13 protein-coding genes are annotated in these 16,309 nt (G+C 42.6%); 4 read left to right on the top strand and 9 right to left on the bottom strand.

The window, feature by feature from the left end:
- Nucleotides 1-25: 25 nt before the first annotated feature.
- Together PN466_RS17245 and PN466_RS17240 are read right to left on the bottom strand one after the other, a co-directional pair.
- Nucleotides 26-595: a Uma2 family endonuclease gene (locus tag PN466_RS17245; protein WP_271941524.1), complete on the bottom strand. Its 570-nt coding sequence runs from the start codon at nucleotides 593-595 to the stop codon at nucleotides 26-28.
- 238 nt (nucleotides 596-833) lie between these two features.
- Nucleotides 834-2,117 (bottom strand): hypothetical protein, encoded by a 1,284-nt coding sequence (locus PN466_RS17240; RefSeq protein ID WP_271941522.1) that lies wholly within the window; start codon nucleotides 2,115-2,117, stop codon nucleotides 834-836.
- Between the two features lie 507 nt (nucleotides 2,118-2,624).
- On the opposite strand from PN466_RS17240, the gene PN466_RS17235 reads away from it, so the two are divergent.
- Nucleotides 2,625-4,016, top strand: a complete 1,392-nt coding sequence (locus tag PN466_RS17235) for a UDP-N-acetylmuramoyl-tripeptide--D-alanyl-D-alanine ligase (RefSeq protein WP_271941519.1) — start codon at nucleotides 2,625-2,627, stop codon at nucleotides 4,014-4,016.
- Nucleotides 4,017-4,205: 189 nt separating this feature from the next.
- Here PN466_RS17235 and PN466_RS17230 read toward each other — a convergent pair whose 3' ends face one another.
- The 3 genes from PN466_RS17230 to PN466_RS17220 all read right to left on the bottom strand — a co-directional run bounded on the left by PN466_RS17230 (nucleotide 4,206) and on the right by PN466_RS17220 (nucleotide 6,418).
- Nucleotides 4,206-4,508: a type II toxin-antitoxin system RelE/ParE family toxin gene (locus PN466_RS17230; protein ID WP_271941516.1), complete on the bottom strand. Its 303-nt coding sequence runs from the start codon at nucleotides 4,506-4,508 to the stop codon at nucleotides 4,206-4,208.
- On the bottom strand, nucleotides 4,495-4,773 hold the full coding sequence (locus PN466_RS17225; RefSeq protein WP_271941512.1) for a ribbon-helix-helix domain-containing protein: 279 nt from the start codon (nucleotides 4,771-4,773) through the stop codon (nucleotides 4,495-4,497). Before PN466_RS17225 ends, PN466_RS17230 begins: the two co-directional genes overlap by 14 nt.
- Before the next feature lie 97 nt (nucleotides 4,774-4,870).
- Complete coding sequence (locus PN466_RS17220; RefSeq protein ID WP_271941509.1) at nucleotides 4,871-6,418, bottom strand: CPBP family intramembrane glutamic endopeptidase; 1,548 nt, start codon at nucleotides 6,416-6,418, stop codon at nucleotides 4,871-4,873.
- Nucleotides 6,419-6,529: 111 nt separating this feature from the next.
- Between PN466_RS17220 and PN466_RS17215 the strand changes: the two genes are divergently transcribed.
- A complete protein-coding gene (locus PN466_RS17215; RefSeq protein ID WP_271941506.1) occupies nucleotides 6,530-7,441 on the top strand; it encodes an AAA family ATPase in 912 nt (303 codons plus the stop codon).
- Nucleotides 7,442-7,546: 105 nt separating this feature from the next.
- On the opposite strand, the gene PN466_RS17210 is transcribed toward PN466_RS17215, so the two are convergent.
- From PN466_RS17210 to PN466_RS17200, 3 genes are all read right to left on the bottom strand, one after another.
- Nucleotides 7,547-7,855, bottom strand: a complete 309-nt coding sequence (locus tag PN466_RS17210) for a hypothetical protein (protein ID WP_271941503.1) — start codon at nucleotides 7,853-7,855, stop codon at nucleotides 7,547-7,549.
- 13 nt (nucleotides 7,856-7,868) lie between these two features.
- On the bottom strand, nucleotides 7,869-8,480 hold the full coding sequence (locus tag PN466_RS17205; RefSeq protein ID WP_271941500.1) for a hypothetical protein: 612 nt from the start codon (nucleotides 8,478-8,480) through the stop codon (nucleotides 7,869-7,871).
- Nucleotides 8,481-8,544: 64 nt separating this feature from the next.
- Entirely contained in the window at nucleotides 8,545-9,234 is a 690-nt protein-coding gene (locus PN466_RS17200) for a hypothetical protein (protein ID WP_271941498.1), read from the bottom strand.
- 388 nt (nucleotides 9,235-9,622) lie between these two features.
- On the opposite strand from PN466_RS17200, the gene PN466_RS17195 reads away from it, so the two are divergent.
- Nucleotides 9,623-13,327, top strand: a complete 3,705-nt coding sequence (locus PN466_RS17195; protein ID WP_271941496.1) for a WD40 domain-containing protein — start codon at nucleotides 9,623-9,625, stop codon at nucleotides 13,325-13,327.
- Nucleotides 13,328-13,465: 138 nt separating this feature from the next.
- Here PN466_RS17195 and PN466_RS17190 read toward each other — a convergent pair whose 3' ends face one another.
- Nucleotides 13,466-14,206 (bottom strand): PEP-CTERM sorting domain-containing protein, encoded by a 741-nt coding sequence (locus tag PN466_RS17190; protein WP_271941494.1) that lies wholly within the window; start codon nucleotides 14,204-14,206, stop codon nucleotides 13,466-13,468.
- 268 nt (nucleotides 14,207-14,474) lie between these two features.
- Between PN466_RS17190 and PN466_RS17185 the strand changes: the two genes are divergently transcribed.
- Complete coding sequence (locus tag PN466_RS17185) at nucleotides 14,475-15,989, top strand: family 10 glycosylhydrolase (RefSeq protein ID WP_271941491.1); 1,515 nt, start codon at nucleotides 14,475-14,477, stop codon at nucleotides 15,987-15,989.
- The last annotated feature ends 320 nt before the right edge of the window (nucleotides 15,990-16,309 follow it).

The raw sequence follows: 16,309 nt of genomic DNA, 5'->3' as shown, positions 1-16,309 counted from the left end.
CCGCCGACTTGAAAATTGTTGATTTTTAATCAATCCCCGCATCTTCGTACAATGGTTCAAAAGACACCTCTAACCCTAAACTCTGTAGTGCAAATGTTCCCGACTCTTGGGTATAGGATTGAAAAGACCACTGCTGTTTGCCCTGGCGACGGAAAATATCTACTCGCTGCTGTTTTGTGTTCACTAGCACATATTCTTCCAACGTCTCCAAGGTTTGATAATCATTAAATTTATCCCCGCGATCGAATCCTTCTGTACTGGGAGATAACACCTCCACAATTAATTTAGGAAATCGCTTATACAGCGGAGTTTCCCGATCCCTCGGATCGCAAGTAACCATCAAATCGGGATAGTAAAACCGATTCTGTTTTTCTATCTGTGCCTTTACATCGTTGAAATAGACCTGACAATCCGTTCCTCGTAAATGATTGCGGAGCAACATATACAAATTACCACCAATCACATTATGGCTATCAGTGCCTCCTGACATGGCATACATTTGACCATCAATATATTCATGTCTGATGGTATTCTGTTCTTCGATTTCCAGATACTCTTCTGGACTGATAAAATAGGATTTAGGGAGCGCAACCATACGTTTTTATAGATTTCCCATGGCTTGGATGACCTAACTCCATTTTAGACGAACTGATATCTACAAACCCAAACTAAGCAGGAGAAAGCGCTTTGCGATGTTATGGAGTACGATACCGAATCCCCAAAGTCATGTACCACAATCCTATTCCCTATTCCCCATTCCCTAGTGATTTGCGCTAGTAAGTGTACGCTTGCTGATCGGACTGTTTTTTTGGGCGATCGCCCAATCCCTCAGTTTAACGGATAATCGAGAGATCGACTTTACCGAAGTTGGTACTTAGGGCGACATTCATATGTTCTAGAGCATGAACCAACCAAGAAACAGTGGACTTCGTGGAGTTTTCATAGTGGTTATAGAGGATAGCGAGGCGCTTTTCTAAGTAGGGTTTGACTTTACGGCAGACTAGGACAATTTTGAGCAATAGTCCAATGGTGGCTGTGGGACCGTTATTGGAGAGGAGGTCAATAAAGGTATAGTGTTGAGGGTTCTGTTGCCCTTGAACTATCATAAAGTTTAAAAGTTGACTACAAGTACGGATTGTGAGGAAATCACTTGGTTTTTGATCGTCGCTTTGGGGGAGGGTATTACTGAGATGCTCGTAGAGTTGTTGATTAAACTTCCGTTGACCATAGCTGGATTCGATGGAGGTTGAGAGATATTCATAAAGACTGTCTTTGTACTCTCTGAAGGTTCTAACTTGATGGGTATGGGTGATAAAGGATTGAGCTAAGTCTTGGTGAGTATATGATCCTTCAACTTTACCAATATAGTGTTTGAGTGCGCCGACTAATTCGCGATCGCTCAATAGAGTAGGATTTTCTTCTGGTTTGACCAGTCGTTTGGCTTTTTCTGGGGAACATAAGCGCAGCATCTGGCTTTGCCGAACTCGATAGGTAACATATTGGGACAGGTTTTTCTCAAATTTTTGTTGCATTTGAGTTTGGACTTGTCTGACCGTATTCTGTTGCTCTGAACTGCTTTGGTCGCTTAACATGCAGTGGGAATAGAGATAGGGATAGCGGTGAATAAGCTGTTTCAGAGGAACCTGATCCCCTGCTGGCTTGGGTGTGGCGCTAAAGACTTCCGCTAACCGAGAGAGCGTTACATATTGTTCTGTGTTTGTAAAGTCTTGAACTAAAGAGCGCAGACGACGAACGGAGCGCATTTGGGTGAATCCACCATTGAGTCCCTTACTGCTGCGATCGAATAGGTGGACTAAATCCGGAATGCTATTTTGATGTTGGGGATAGGTTCGCCACTGGTTAATTAGAATATGACAACAGCGGTTAATGACAAATTTGAAGTCCTCTTCTGCCCCTTTAGCCGAGGTTAGGGCGTTTAAGGCAGTGACTACTTCTTGATTATCGTATCCGAGTCCATTGATAAATAATGTCCGGAATCGATCAACGAGTTGCTCGGGGGTTTCTGCTTGGACACATTCGAGGAGATGCTCATAGATCACCTGTTCTTGAGCAATTCGGTTGGATTGGTTATAAGCAGTGGTTGTTCGCCTGTTCATTGTATATCCCCCTAGATTTGAATATATATATGGGGGTTATCCCCTTTCGTGCTTTACTCAATACGATCGAGACCTTGCCTCTATAGGTTTATCTATTCTTTCATCTATTCTATTTCAGTATATGGATGGTTCCCAATTAAGATCTGGGAACCCTTCGTTTTTCTTGTCCGTAAATTATATAACTCTTATTATCCCCTATTTTCCCCCTGAATGGGGTCACCCTGCATCCGTTAATTCTGGGAATTTTGAAAGAGCATCTATCTGCCCTAGATCGGGATAAACCCCGATCAATCGGTGCATTTGAGAGATCAAATGATAGACTCCCAATAATTCTCCTCTATAATTGACCGGCAATTGAGAGCGTTTTTTTTAAAGTTTTGGTAAAGTACCTCCTCTTGATCCGAGTTTTCTGTAAAACTTCAGTGAATTTATGAGGTATCCTGGAAATTAAGACTTCAGCAATGAAGGACAACAAAGTGTATTGCTTAGAGGAATAGTTAGGTCATCATGACATTTCAGGTCACCCTTGCCCAGTTAATTGATGTTCTAGGGGCTACGGTAATCCATGAGCCACAATTAGACCAGACGTTAGAAGTGACAGGTATTTCGACTGATACTCGTTCTCTGGTTCCTGGATCGGTTTTTGTGGCTTTGCGGGGGGAAACCTTTAATGGTCATGATTTTGTTGACCAGGCGATCGCCAAGGGCGCAGTTGTCTCTATTGTCGATACTCCTGTTCCCGATGGGGGTCTTCAACTTGTAGTTGAAGATACATTGGTTGCCTATCAAACTGTAGGCAGTTGGTGGAGAAGGACGTTCGATATTCCAGTGATTGCGGTCACTGGATCTTGTGGCAAAACTACTACAAAAGAATTAATTGCTGCTGTTTTAGCCCACCTCAAAGACAGTAATTATACCAAAAAAATTCTCAAAACGCAAAAAAATTTTAATAACGAGATAGGGGTGCCAAAAACACTCTTGGAATTATCAGGGACTCATAACTATGCGGTGCTGGAAATGGCTATGCGGGGTCGGGGGCAAATCGCTTTGCTTTCGGAGTTGGCCGAGCCGACAATTGGGGTGATTGTAAATGTGGGCACTGCTCATATTGGTCTGCTGGGGTCAGAACAGGCGATCGCCGAAGCAAAATGTGAATTACTCGAAAAAATGCCGAAAGACTCAGTAGCAATTTTAAATGCTGATAATGAGAGATTACTGGCAACGGCGGATCGAGTGTGGTCGGGTCAAACCCTGACCTATGGATTGAGTGCAGGGGACTGTCAGGGAAAATTGATCGATACAGAAACCTTGGAGTTAGAAGGAGTACGCTTACCCTTACCGCTTCCGGGCCGTCATAATGCATCTAATTATCTGGCCGCGATCGCCGTGGCTAAGGTTTTAGGATTAGACTGGAAGCCACTACAAGCCGGATTATCTGTAACTTTACCCAGCGGGCGATCGGGACGCTATGTTTTACCGAATGATATCGTCCTGCTTGATGAAACCTATAATGCAGGCATAGAATCCATGAAAGCCGCCTTAGAGTTATTGGATCAAACTCCAGGATATCGCCACATCGCCGTCTTGGGAGCCATGAAAGAATTAGGCGAGAATTCCTTTGAATATCATCGCCAATTGGGAGAATGGGCAGAACAACTGCCATCCTTAGATAGAATGATGGTCTTACAAGATGACCAAGATGTAGAAGGTATTAACGAGGGTATCCGCAAGATGCCCTGTGAAGTCTATAGTACCCAGGAATCCTTGATTGAACGACTTAAAGAATTCATGCAACCTGGCGATCGCATTTTATTTAAAGCATCCCATTCTGTAGGTTTGGATCGGGTAGTGAAAGCGATCTTAGAACATTACGGATTAGACAATCATGGGTCATCATAGACAGTATCAAGCTGATTGTTTTGGGGAATAACTTGCCGATCGACGATCCTCTCACGGAGTCATACCATTTCTGTTTAATCTTGCAACTAATGTTTTCTGTGGGAACAATTGTCTGACCTTCTCATTAAGCGCAATATTATGGAGAAATGGTGTCAGCGTTACTCCCCGACGCTCTGGTTTCGACTCTGCTTAAGTGTCATCATCTACAAAGACAGATTCTAAATCTCGATATCCACTCACAACCCTCACAATTTCCACTTCTTCTAATTTGATTTGATAGAAAACCAGATAATTATCCAAAATAAGACCCTTTAAGTTAGGCATAATTTCAGGGTAGTTCTTCCCCATATTAGGAAACCTTACTAAGTGCCTACATTTTTCAGTAAATTTCTGAATAAACTGTTCACCGGCTTCAATACTAAAACTGGCTAAATAGTCAGAAATCTCATCAAGATCTTGAATCGCTTCTTGAGAAATACTATACCTCTTCATCCATTACACCTTCCCGCATTTGCTTAAATTTATTTTGCAATTGTGCCACCACAACTTCCCCATCCATTTTTTCTCCTTTTTCTAATTGTTCAATTCCAACAACAACTTTTTTGCGAGTATCTTCAATCCATCTTTCATATTCTCGATCTTGTTTTTCTAATAATTGCAAAGCTTTGTTAATTAGCTCTTGACTATTCAGATACTTTCCTTTCTTGATTTGAGATTCAATGAATTGTTTTTGTTCTGGACTTAAAACGATATTCATGACAACAATTTACCCGTTCAATCAAAATAGATCTAGTGAAAATAATATCTATCATTTAACCGATACAACATATTCACTAAATCTAGTATATATCAAGTCAAGAAAGACTACTGCCTAGGAGAAATAAACTTAACAGGGTATTCCCATTCCATAAACTATGGAGGAGAATGGGCGCAAGTAAGTTGCCGGAACGGCTATAAACTATTCCCATAATTATACCTAAGGTGGCGAGGGGAATGATTTCTGATAGACTCAGGTGAGCGATCGCAAAAACAAACCCACTCAACGTAATCGCTAACCATGCTGGAACATAGCGGGTGAGGGATGGAAGTAGGAAACCGCGAAACATAATTTCTTCAAAGACTGGTGCCGCAACAGAGGCGGTAAAGGCAAAACAGGCGATCGCAACCCAATCATTCCCTTGCAGCGCTAACGGTAAAATTGGATTGCTACCCCCTTGACCTTGCCATAGAATTTGATTGATTAAAGATACCAATAACACCACGGGAATAGCAACTAGAAATCCCCCTATTCCCCACACTATACCTGAAGTTTTAACTTCAAACTTAAACCAGTTTTGTGGTAAGGGTTTAAAGGGATTCACCGCCACATATAAAATCCCTAATGCTCCAGCACTACTCACCAAGTAAGACATTAAAATAATAATGGCATCGGCGCGAACTCCACTGCCACGAGTAAAGGAAAATAGACTTAAGAATTCCCGGAAAATGACTGGCGAAATCAATTGGCCAATGAAGAAAAATCCCGCGACTAAGACTAACAAGATAGTGTCCCAATTCCAGGGGACTTCGCTAACCCCCTGATTTTGAGATAACCAAGACTCTTTCCGTTGAATGATCCATTGCAGTACGACTAGCACCAATAAGGCAGTTCCTAAGAATATTCCCACTGACTGCACCCCAGCCACAATCAGCAGTTTACGAATCCCTTGAAACGCGATTTCCTGTTGCTGACTCTCCAACTCCCTTAACGCTAATGCGTCACCCTGGATCTCATACAGTTGTGATAATGCCTGATAACGAAACCATCCCGATAACTCCAGATCCAACATCAATGGGGCATCTGAGAGAATCTGGGGCGGCTCTTCCCATAACCCGATTAAAGCCTGTGCTGTATCTCCGGTAAAAGATTGAGGAGCATCGGCTAATTTTTGCCATAATTGCAAAGCCTCTGGAACTCGATCCGCCTGGGTTTTTAACAGACCTAAATTAAGATTAATCTTTTCTAAACTCTCTTGTGTAGAGGCGATCGCCTGTTTTAGGAGGGTCTCTTGAGTCGGATTTGCTACCGGTTGCTGGTTTAACTCGGTGAGTTGCTGTTGCGTTTTCTCCAGATGATTTTGGCTATCTTTTTGAGCATCCTCATATTGGGCGATCGCCGTTGACACCGGTTCAACTCCGATCAGCGTTTGACGCAACACCCCTTGGGCTTGGGGGGTTAAATTTTCCCCCTTCCACACAGACGAATTCAGGAGTAAATTGGTCTGATAGAGTTCTAACTGACCTTGAAACTGGGGTTGACTCCAACTGTTATACAAAAAGAGGGTAATCAGGCTAAGGGCGATCGCCGTTAAGAACAATAGCCCAATTCGCTTAATGGTTAGAGGTTGCTTTTCAGAGGTCATAGAACACTTCTAGGTGGGATGGCAAGATCCCATTGTACCGGAGTATTCTAGACATCCTGGATCGAAACCAAGCTATTCTATAAACAATAAGCTTGGGGAGTAAGTAAGCGGATGAGAGAGCATATCCAGCAATTAATCGATAACCTGAATCAAGCGATCGTCGGTAAAAACGATCCAATTCGTCTCGTACTTGTAGCCCTTTTATCTGGAGGTCATGCCCTTTTAGAAGATGTTCCTGGAGTAGGAAAAACCTTACTGGCTAAATCCTTAGCTCGTTCGATCGATGGTAAGTTTCAACGGATTCAATGTACCCCCGATCTGCTCCCTAGTGATATTACCGGAACCAATATCTGGAACCCAAATACGGGGGAATTTAAGTTTATGTCAGGGCCAATTTTTGCCAATGTGCTGCTCACCGACGAGATTAACCGCGCCACTCCTCGTACCCAGTCAGCGCTCTTGGAGGTGATGGAAGAACAGCAGGTAACTGTGGATGGGGTTTCCCATACTCTAGAGTCTCCCTTTTTTGTGATTGCGACGCAAAACCCGGTGGAATATCAAGGCACATTTCCCTTACCGGAAGCGCAAATGGATCGGTTTGCGTTGTCGTTTTCTCTGGGTTATCCCACGGAATCGGAAGAGTTAAAGATGTTGCAACAACATTCGGGATCAAAACCGGTCGATCGCTTAAAACCTTGTATTTCTCTGGCGGAAGTAAAGACACTGCAAAATGAGTGTTTGCAAGTAAAGGTGGAAGTGCCCTTACAGCAATATATTGTGGATTTGGTGCGCGCAACCCGTGAAGATGAAGAGATTACGTTAGGGGTGAGTCCCAGGGGGGCGATCTCCCTACAACGAGCCAGCCAAGCCCTTGCCTTCCTGGAAAACCGCGATTATGTCACCCCCGATGATGTCAAGTTTTTAGCTCCCCACGTACTATGTCATCGCATGATTCCGGCCGGAGGACGACAAGCGAGGGTGATTATCGAGCGGTTGTTGCGATCGGTTCCCACCGGGACTTAAAGGGTTCCTGTAAAAAGGGGCAAAGATCGCTTTGCCCCCTGTCTTATCTAAATCCTATGTTAATCATTGTCATCCAAACTCAAATAACGAGCCGACTGCCTTGTGTTAGACAGAGCGAAGCTTGCTTCGACAACAGCAGCGATCGCGATCGTTTTCCTGAAACTCTACATAGCGCTCCAAAGCCCCCCTAATATTCTTTTTTTGTACTGGTTCTCCTAAAGCTACAGACAAATCTTTCCAAAGATACGAACCAATGCGCTTGAGCTGTTCCTGACTTCGCTTCGTCTCTAATACCATCTTCGGATAAGATTGTCCATCTAAACACAACTCCAGCACTTGACGTTCGACATCAGTTAAATATCGGTTTCTTTGTCTGTATAGATAAATTTCTGCGACCTGAAGCAATCGTTTCATAATCCTCAATCCATCATTTATTTTTAGACTTTCTATGGGTTAAGAGGATGGCACTCGCTCCCCCTAGAAGAGCTATCGCACTGACAGGTTCGGGTACGCTTCTACTCTGTGACTCTTGGAATACAGCATACCTCCAAACGGAGTTAGAGGTTTTCCAAGATATATCTGCTGAAAAACCAGATATCGTATCGATGGACGAACCATGATTTCCATCAGTTAAACCTTTAATCCATGGATATCCAGTCCACCCAGGAGGACAATCTTCACAACTTTTAGTAGGAAGAAAAAATGCATCCCAAGTAACGAATCCATTATCTACAATGAAAGTATTATCACCCAAAGCTGTCATGATGGCATTCAAAGCATTCAGTCCGCCAGAATCATCACCCCAAAATGTAGGAGCCTTGAAATCTGGACTATCGGGCAAACCAAAAAGGGACAGAAACGATCCACCAACGAACGAAACATCATAAATTTTTTCGTCAATTTCTAGATCGTTAATGTGAGTTACTCCAGCAGTGACATCATCAAAAACTAGAGTAAAGGCTGAAACCGGTTTAGAGAAACTCAATAGGGAAATGGTACTGGCAATTGCCGTAATTTCAATGACGGATTTAATCTTCATAATAGTTGAATTCTCCAGTCAATTCAGTTACAGTATTCTTATTCAAGTCAAAACTCAATCCTTTCTAATGAATATATTTGCGTTTTATCAGGTTACCTGTTCCCAAAATAGCCAATGCTAAAAGTGCAAAATTAGCATCAGATTCTGGGACTGACTTAGATTCTGTATTAGGGGTGACAAAACTGAAATTATCAATGGTTTGTTGAGCCGAATCATGTCTACAATAATCTAAAGGCTTACCTTCTCCTTGCCAAACCCCACACCAAAGATACTCTATCCGATGAACTCCTGAGTTTTCACCTAAAAAGAAACCAACAAAATCTTCATCATAGCTCGTGAATTGTACGCCCAAGTGATTGACTAAATTATTGTCTTCGTCAAAAAACTTAACGTTGCCCAAGATAGCATCCCGATTGGGAGAGTAATTGGGTGAAATCATGTCAAAACCAAAGGCAATGACTTCATCTGGAAAGACAAAATCAAATGCTGCCCATTCTGACTCCGCTTGACCATTATTCACAGTTAAAGGAATTTCTGTAAACAACGTACTGGGTAATTGGGTATCTGAACTGACTGAACCCACAACAGAATTAAAATCTTCTGTAATAATAGTGTACTCAGAAACCGCCTTTTCCCAATAACTGCGATTATCAAAGCCTGAATAAGCACGAGCTGAGTTGGTTGTAAACACTGCGCCAATAGTAGCTATACTCGTTAGTAGAGGCATTAAGTATTTGCGATTGTAGTGGATCATGGCTTTGTTTCTCTATTCAAAAACAACAGCTAAAATAGCTTTGTTAACAATCATAATCCTAACCAGGATGAGAGCCATCGTAAAAATACGGACGAACTTTTGAAATTAGAAAACAATTAAAACGCCACAATATTTCTTTTATAATTATTGAACTGACTGGAAATAACGCTATTTATAAGATGCCAGTGACTTTCTCAACCTTATCCATTCAATTGGAATCATTAAATATCAGTTACAATCAGTAAAAATCAGTTTGAATCAGGAAGCTAATGAATCGGATATCATGTCATATATTTTTACAAACCAAGGATTCGCTTTTGCGATCGTTAGTAGAGTCGTGATACAATAATAACTCAGTCAATGCGATCTTCTTAGTCAACTCTATAAGATGGGAAACAGAAAAACGGCCAAAGCTTCCCCGGAAGGATTAGAAAAAATAAAGCGAGCCATAGCAAAAATAGAACGGGAACAACAGGCGAACTTGAAAGGTGAAGATTGGGCAGATAGAGCCAATCAATTTCTACCTAGCGAAACCATCAAACATGGAGGGAAAGAAACTGAAATTCCGACAAGTATTTCAGTTTCCACTTGGCATCGATTTCGCAGAGGGAAACAGAAAATAGTCCTAGAAATTTTCCAAGCTTTATGCCAAATGCTAGGACTGGAGTGGCAGGGAATTGTAGATGATCCCTCAAATGAGCTGGGTGGTATTGATCCTGATGCAAATTCTCCTTATCAAGACTGGGGAGATGCTCCAGAAATCACCCATTTCTTTGGACGGGAAGATGAATTATCTACTCTCATAAAATGGATTGTTGACGAGCAATGTCGATTAGTTGGAATTGTGGGACTTGCAGGAGTCGGGAAAACTGGATTATCCCTCCAGTTCAATAAAGGCGGTATAGGTAAAACCGATCTCTCTTTAACCCTAGTCGATCGCATTAAAGATCGGTTTAAATACATCATTTGGCGAAAATTGCTTAACGCTCCACGACTCGACGATCTCTTGGACGATATTATTCATTTTTTTGACAAACAAAGTGAAACTTTATTCAGTCAAAGAACAGACGAAAAAATCCTTTGGCTACTGAATCATTTAGATCGACATAAATGTTTGATTATTCTCGATAACGTAGAAACAATCTTGCAAGAAGGTGGCATGGCTGGACAGTACAGGGAAGGCTATCACAATTATGGTCAGTTCTTTGAACAGTTGGGCAGAGTTAGACATCAAAGCTGTGTTTTATTCACCAGTAGGGAAGTGCCTAAAACAATTCAAAATTTATCAGGGGATAAAAAGCTGGTTCGTTTGCTCAAGCTAGAAGGAGTCGATACTCAAGCCGGGAAAAATATTTTTAAAACGATTTCCACGGATTTTGAGGCGACAGATGAACAATGGAATAAATTAATTCAATGGTATAATGGAAATCCTTTGACATTAGAGCTAGTTTCCCAGCATATCAAGCAAGTTTATCAAGGTGATATTGCCGAATTTTTAAAAGAAGGGAGACCAATCTTAGGAGAACCTCTGAATGAGAGTGAGAATGAAAGAGATGACCTTCGCAAGTTACTCGATTGGTATTTTCAGAGATTCTCTGAACGCGAACAAGAAGTGATGTACTGGTTAGCAATAAATCGTCAGCCTGTCTCTATTGCAGAGTTGAAAGAGGATTTGATATCCACAAGCGCTCAAAAACAGTTAACCGAAACTTTATATTCCCTAGAATTAAGACTTCCTCTGGAAAGAGGGAGTTATAAAAATACGTTTACGCTACAACCGATGTTAATTGAATACTGGACTGAGAGATTTATCGAGGGAATTTGTGATGAAGTCAATACAGGCGATATCCAATTATTGAATTCTCATGCTTTACTTAAAGTATTCGGAAAAGATTATATCAAAGCAAGTCAAAAACGAACGATTATTAATCCGATCAAAGAAAATCTGCTCGATCGGCTTGGATCTCGATATCAATTAATCCAAAAACTGAATAATTTGATTGTTCGGGAGAAAGATCTGAGAAGAGATTTTGGATATTTTGCTGGAAATATGATTAATTTACTCTGTTCCTTGGAGGTTGATCTGAAGGGGTATGATTTTTCCGGACTATCTATTTTACAAGCAGATTTACAAGGTGTTGAATTACCTGATGTTGATTTTTCTAATTGTCATTTTAAACGGTCTTCCTTTACCCAAGAATTGGGAGGTGTTCATGCTGCTACCTTTAGTCCAGATGGTAAATTCTTAGCTCTAGGTGATTCCAAATGTCAAATTCGCATTTTTACGGCGCACGATCGAAATCTGATTAAAACTTTTCAGAGTAAGGGATGGTGGATTACTTCATTATCTTTTAGTCCTTGCTGCCAAAAAATTGTCAGTAGTAGCTATGGATCGTCTGTGTTACAGTTGTGGGATATCAGTACAGGAGAAGTATGGAATTTAGAAGGACATACAGAACTGATATGGACGGCAGTTTTTCATCCTTGTCGTTCAATTATTGCGAGTGGAAGTGACGATAAAACGATTAGGATTTGGGATGCTACTACTCAAAAATGTTTGCAGGTATTAGAAGGTCACCAAGAATGGGTTTTATCGGTGGCTTTTAGCGGTGATGGTCAAGTTTTTGCCAGTGCTAGTAAAGATGCTACGATTAAGCTATGGGATATTGATAGGGGTCAATGTCTGAAGACTTTAACGGAGCATAAAGAGGGAATTTGGTCAGTATTTCTTAGTCCAGATGGGAAAATAATGGCGAGTTCTGGATTTGAACCAGAGGTGAAATTATGGAATGTTTCAACTGTAGACTGTACTCATACTCTAAAAGGTCATACGAAAGCGATCAAAGCATTAGCGATTAGTCCAGATGGAAAAATAGTTGCAAGTGGCGGTTTTGATAATGTGATTAGACTCTGGGAGATCCAGACTGGTGAATGCCTGAAAATATTATCTGGCCATACGGCTCCGATCCGAACGATTGCTTTTAATCCAGATAGTACTCTTTTAGTTAGCGGAGATAATGAACAAACAGTAAAATTTTGGGATATTCAAAGCCGAGAATGCTTGCAAACTTGGCAGGGATATGTGAATTGGATTTGGTCAATTGCGATTAGTCCAGATGGAAAGTATATAGGGAGCGGACATTTAGATCGCCAAGTGAGAATTTGGGAAATTGAAACAGGAAATTGTGTGAAAACTTTGCCTGGACATACGGCTTGGATTTGGGCTGTGGCCTTTAGTCCTGATGGGAAATGGTTGGCGAGCAGTAGTGAGGATGAAACGATTCGCATTTACGATGCACAAACGGGTCGGTTATGGACGACTCTAGTGCCCAATACTGATGAATTTCACGGAATTGTGGGGGCGATCGCCTGGAGTCCCGATCGCCAACTGATGGCTTGTTCGTATCAAGCGAAACAAATTAAGGTCTGGAACTTTAGCACTAAGCAATGGACAGCTTTACCGGGTGAAGTGACCTGGAGTTGGTCATTAGCGTTCAATCCTGCTGTTCCCTTCCAAAATTATCCCATTTTGGCTGGAGCGGATCATGATGGAACGATTAAACTTTGGGATATTCAAACTCTAAGCCAGATTAGAACTCTGAACGGACATGAGAGTAAAGTAGAGGCGATCGCATTTAGTCCCGATGGTGAATGTCTAGTGAGCGGTAGCGATGATTGCACGATCAAAGTGTGGAGGGTTTCTACGGGAGAATGCATACAGACTATGGACGAACAGACTGAAGGAGTTTGGTCTGTTGCTTCGAGTCCAAATGGTCAAATCCTCGCGAGTGGTTATCTTCCTGGCGATCGAGGGGCAAAAATCAAACTCTGGGATGTGCAAACCGGGCAATGCCTCTATACCCTACAAGGACACAAACATACGGTGCGATCACTTGCTTTTACTCCAGATAGTCAAACCCTGGTTAGTGGTAGCGCTGATTGTACTATTCGGTCGTGGAATGTTCATACGGGAGAATGCTTGAAAATTCTAACCATTCCTCGTCCTTATGAAGGAATGAATATTACAGGGATCGGTGGATTAACGGAACTCCAGATACAGGCTTTAATGAGTTTAGGTGCTAAACAAGACTAAAGCTTTGCATCAATCAATTGAGGCGATCGCCAAATCCAATTGTTGAGGGTGGGGCGGGTTTACTTCATTGATGATCGGTATCCTAGATTTTGGAGAACACGCCCCTACAGCATCACAACCTTGTTGACTAATTTTTAATTAGGATTGACGGCGTTTACGACTGGCTAACACACCAACCAAGCCCAGGGAGAACAGTGATAAAGTAGCAGGCTCAGGGACTTGAACTGGAACATCTCCACCGCCTTCAACCAATTTAATTTGATAGGCAAGATTAGAGTTCTTGGGTTGCACTGCGCCCCAAGTCATGGTTGATTGTCCAGTTAGGGTAAAGTCACCCACAATATTGCCAATGTGAAGGTAGTCGGCATCATTGTATCCACAACCGACTCCTCCAGAACAGGAGGCACTGGAGAAATCTCCAATACTTGATGACAGGGTTGCATCGCTCAAGAATAAGTTATTGACTACCATGCTGGTTCCTTCTTTGCGAGCGGCTGTGCGGATGTAGAGGTCAGAAAAATTATCCTCGAAGATCTCAGTTTTACTCAGTTCAATACCAGCTACTGTATAAGTAAGGGTATTGAGCGCACTGTCAAAAACCAAGGAAAAATCAACAGCTTCGCCACTCACCCAGTTGTCGTAGTTGGCTTGAACCCGATTTTGGGCACTGTTGGTATAGTCATGAATATTAAGTTCATGGTCTCCTACGCGACCAATGCGGCTTTCGGCTGCCCAGGGAATGTCTAAACCTAAAGCGTCAAATTCTGCCCCGTTCAGATGGCCACCGATGGTGAAGGCTTGGGCAGCGCTAGTCATTGCCATTACACTTAAGGTGGTGGTAGTGGCGATCGCAGCAAAGACTTGAGAAGATTTCATCATTATTTCTCCTGAGGTAGGCTATCTTTAGGGGTTTCAATAAGATTAAGTGCATGTCATATGCCTAATTTAAGCTGCCAGTTCCTCTGATGACTAGCTTAAATCCCCTTCTTTACCAACTCTTCACAGGGGTATGAAGATTGGGAAAAGTACGGATCGACGATCTGGCTCAATTGAATTAATGTTAAGATGACGAGCAATATTTGGCGATCGCCTAATCCAGATTCTCCCTGCCTCTACAAGGTACTACAACCCGATTAATCCTTTTTTCATGACTTTTCCATTCTTGAGACTTCAAAAGTTGAATCTTTGGCTTGCCCTGTTGCTGGTTCTGTCGCCGATTTTAGGAACCTTAACTCAAGTCAAATCGAGCTTTGCGGCAGTCAATGCCTATTGTCAGTTATCCGATCGAGAGCGGCAAGAAAAGGAACAGATCCGTCAAGCAGCCCTGAGTGGAAATTCAGAAGCCCAACAGCGCTATCAAGCTTTGATTCAACAACATACTGCCCAACTGCAAAATTGTCGCAATCGCACTTGGCCGCAAACCCAGGCTATTTGGCTACGGCTCTATCCCTGCGATCTATTCAACGGGAATTTGGATCGAGTGATGGATGAGATTGTTAATAAGGGATATAACGAAGTCTATGTTGAGGTATTTTATGATAGCCAAGTCCTCTTACCGGTCAATGATAACCCCACACCTTGGCCCTCTGTCGTTCGGCTTCAAGGACAAGAAAACGCGGATTTGTTAGCCTTAGCGATTCAGAAAGCCAGACAAAGGGGATTACGAGTTTATGCCTGGTTGTTTTCGATGAATTTTGGGTATAACTATAGTCTGCTTGGCGATCGCCAACAAGTCCTGGCTCGCAATGGCAATAATGATACCAGTCTCTCCGTCCACGATCAAAAAGATACCAGTTATGATGTGACCGGAGGCGATACAGAGAATGTATTTATCGATCCCTATCATCCCCAAGCCAAACGAGACTATTATTACTTAGTTAATTCCATCCTCAAACGCCAGCCCGATGGAATGCTGTTTGATTATATTCGCTATCCTCGGCTCACTGGCCCCGCTTCGGTGGCGACAAAAGTCCAAGATTTATGGATTTATGGCCCGGCATCTCAACAATCCCTCTATCAACGAGCCACCAATAACAAAGGTCGGGACTTAATTCAAGCCTATATCAGCAAGGGGTATATTACCATCGACGATATTCAAGCTGCCAATCGTCGCCATCCCCAAGAAGGTCAACCCCTCTGGCAAGGTCGCCAAGCCCCTCAAAGCTCCCTCAGTTTAGGGCAACAGCAGAATCGTCTCCAACAGGAATTATGGTTACTCACCGTTGCCCATGCTCTGCAAGGAGTCATCGACTTTCTCGCTCTCGCTAGTGCCCCAGCTCAACGCCAAGGGTTACCCACTGGAGCGGTCTTTTTCCCGGATGCCAACAAAGTCGTGGGAAAAGGTTATGATTCCCGATTACAACCTTGGGATCGATTCCCAGCTTCTATGGAATGGCATCCCATGTCCTATGGCGTTTGTGGAGGAACTGAATGTATTACGGAACAAGTGGAGCGAGTCTTGAGTATGGCGACTCAAGAGGTGCAAGTGAAGCCCGTCTTAGCAGGACAATGGGGGGAAACCTACAGAAATCGACCTTCTTTAGAAGCTCAGATGCGCGACCTTCAACGCTGGCAGGGCCGCATTTCAGCCATTAGCCATTTTGCCTTTTCTTGGCAAGAACCGCAGATCGATCGTCAACGGCGTTCTTGTCGCCCCCAGTAATATAGCGCTGCGCGCTAGGGAATAGGGAATAGGTGATGGTAGCTAGGTTTCACTCTTGAACCATGTCCTCACCAACTCTTTCTCTGCTATATCAGTTAAAAATTAAAAAGGGGGTTAAGCCCCTTATTGAGTGAAGTATCATCAAGAAATTGTTTTAATTAAAGTGTCCCAACAAAGAAATCATATCAAGTCCGTTGAATAAGTTGTGATATAGCAGTGAGTTCACTCCACCCGTAAAAATCGGTTAACCCTCCAATTAATTCTGGCTGTTTCAATAAGGTTTGGCAGCGCTGGTACAACACTTCTTCTAGCTGATCGAG

The organism is Roseofilum reptotaenium CS-1145, from assembly GCF_028330985.1.
Lineage (GTDB): Bacteria > Cyanobacteriota > Cyanobacteriia > Cyanobacteriales > Desertifilaceae > Roseofilum > Roseofilum reptotaenium.
The sequence above is the reverse complement of the archived record's forward strand: the minus strand, read 5'-3'. Positions and strand labels throughout refer to the sequence as shown.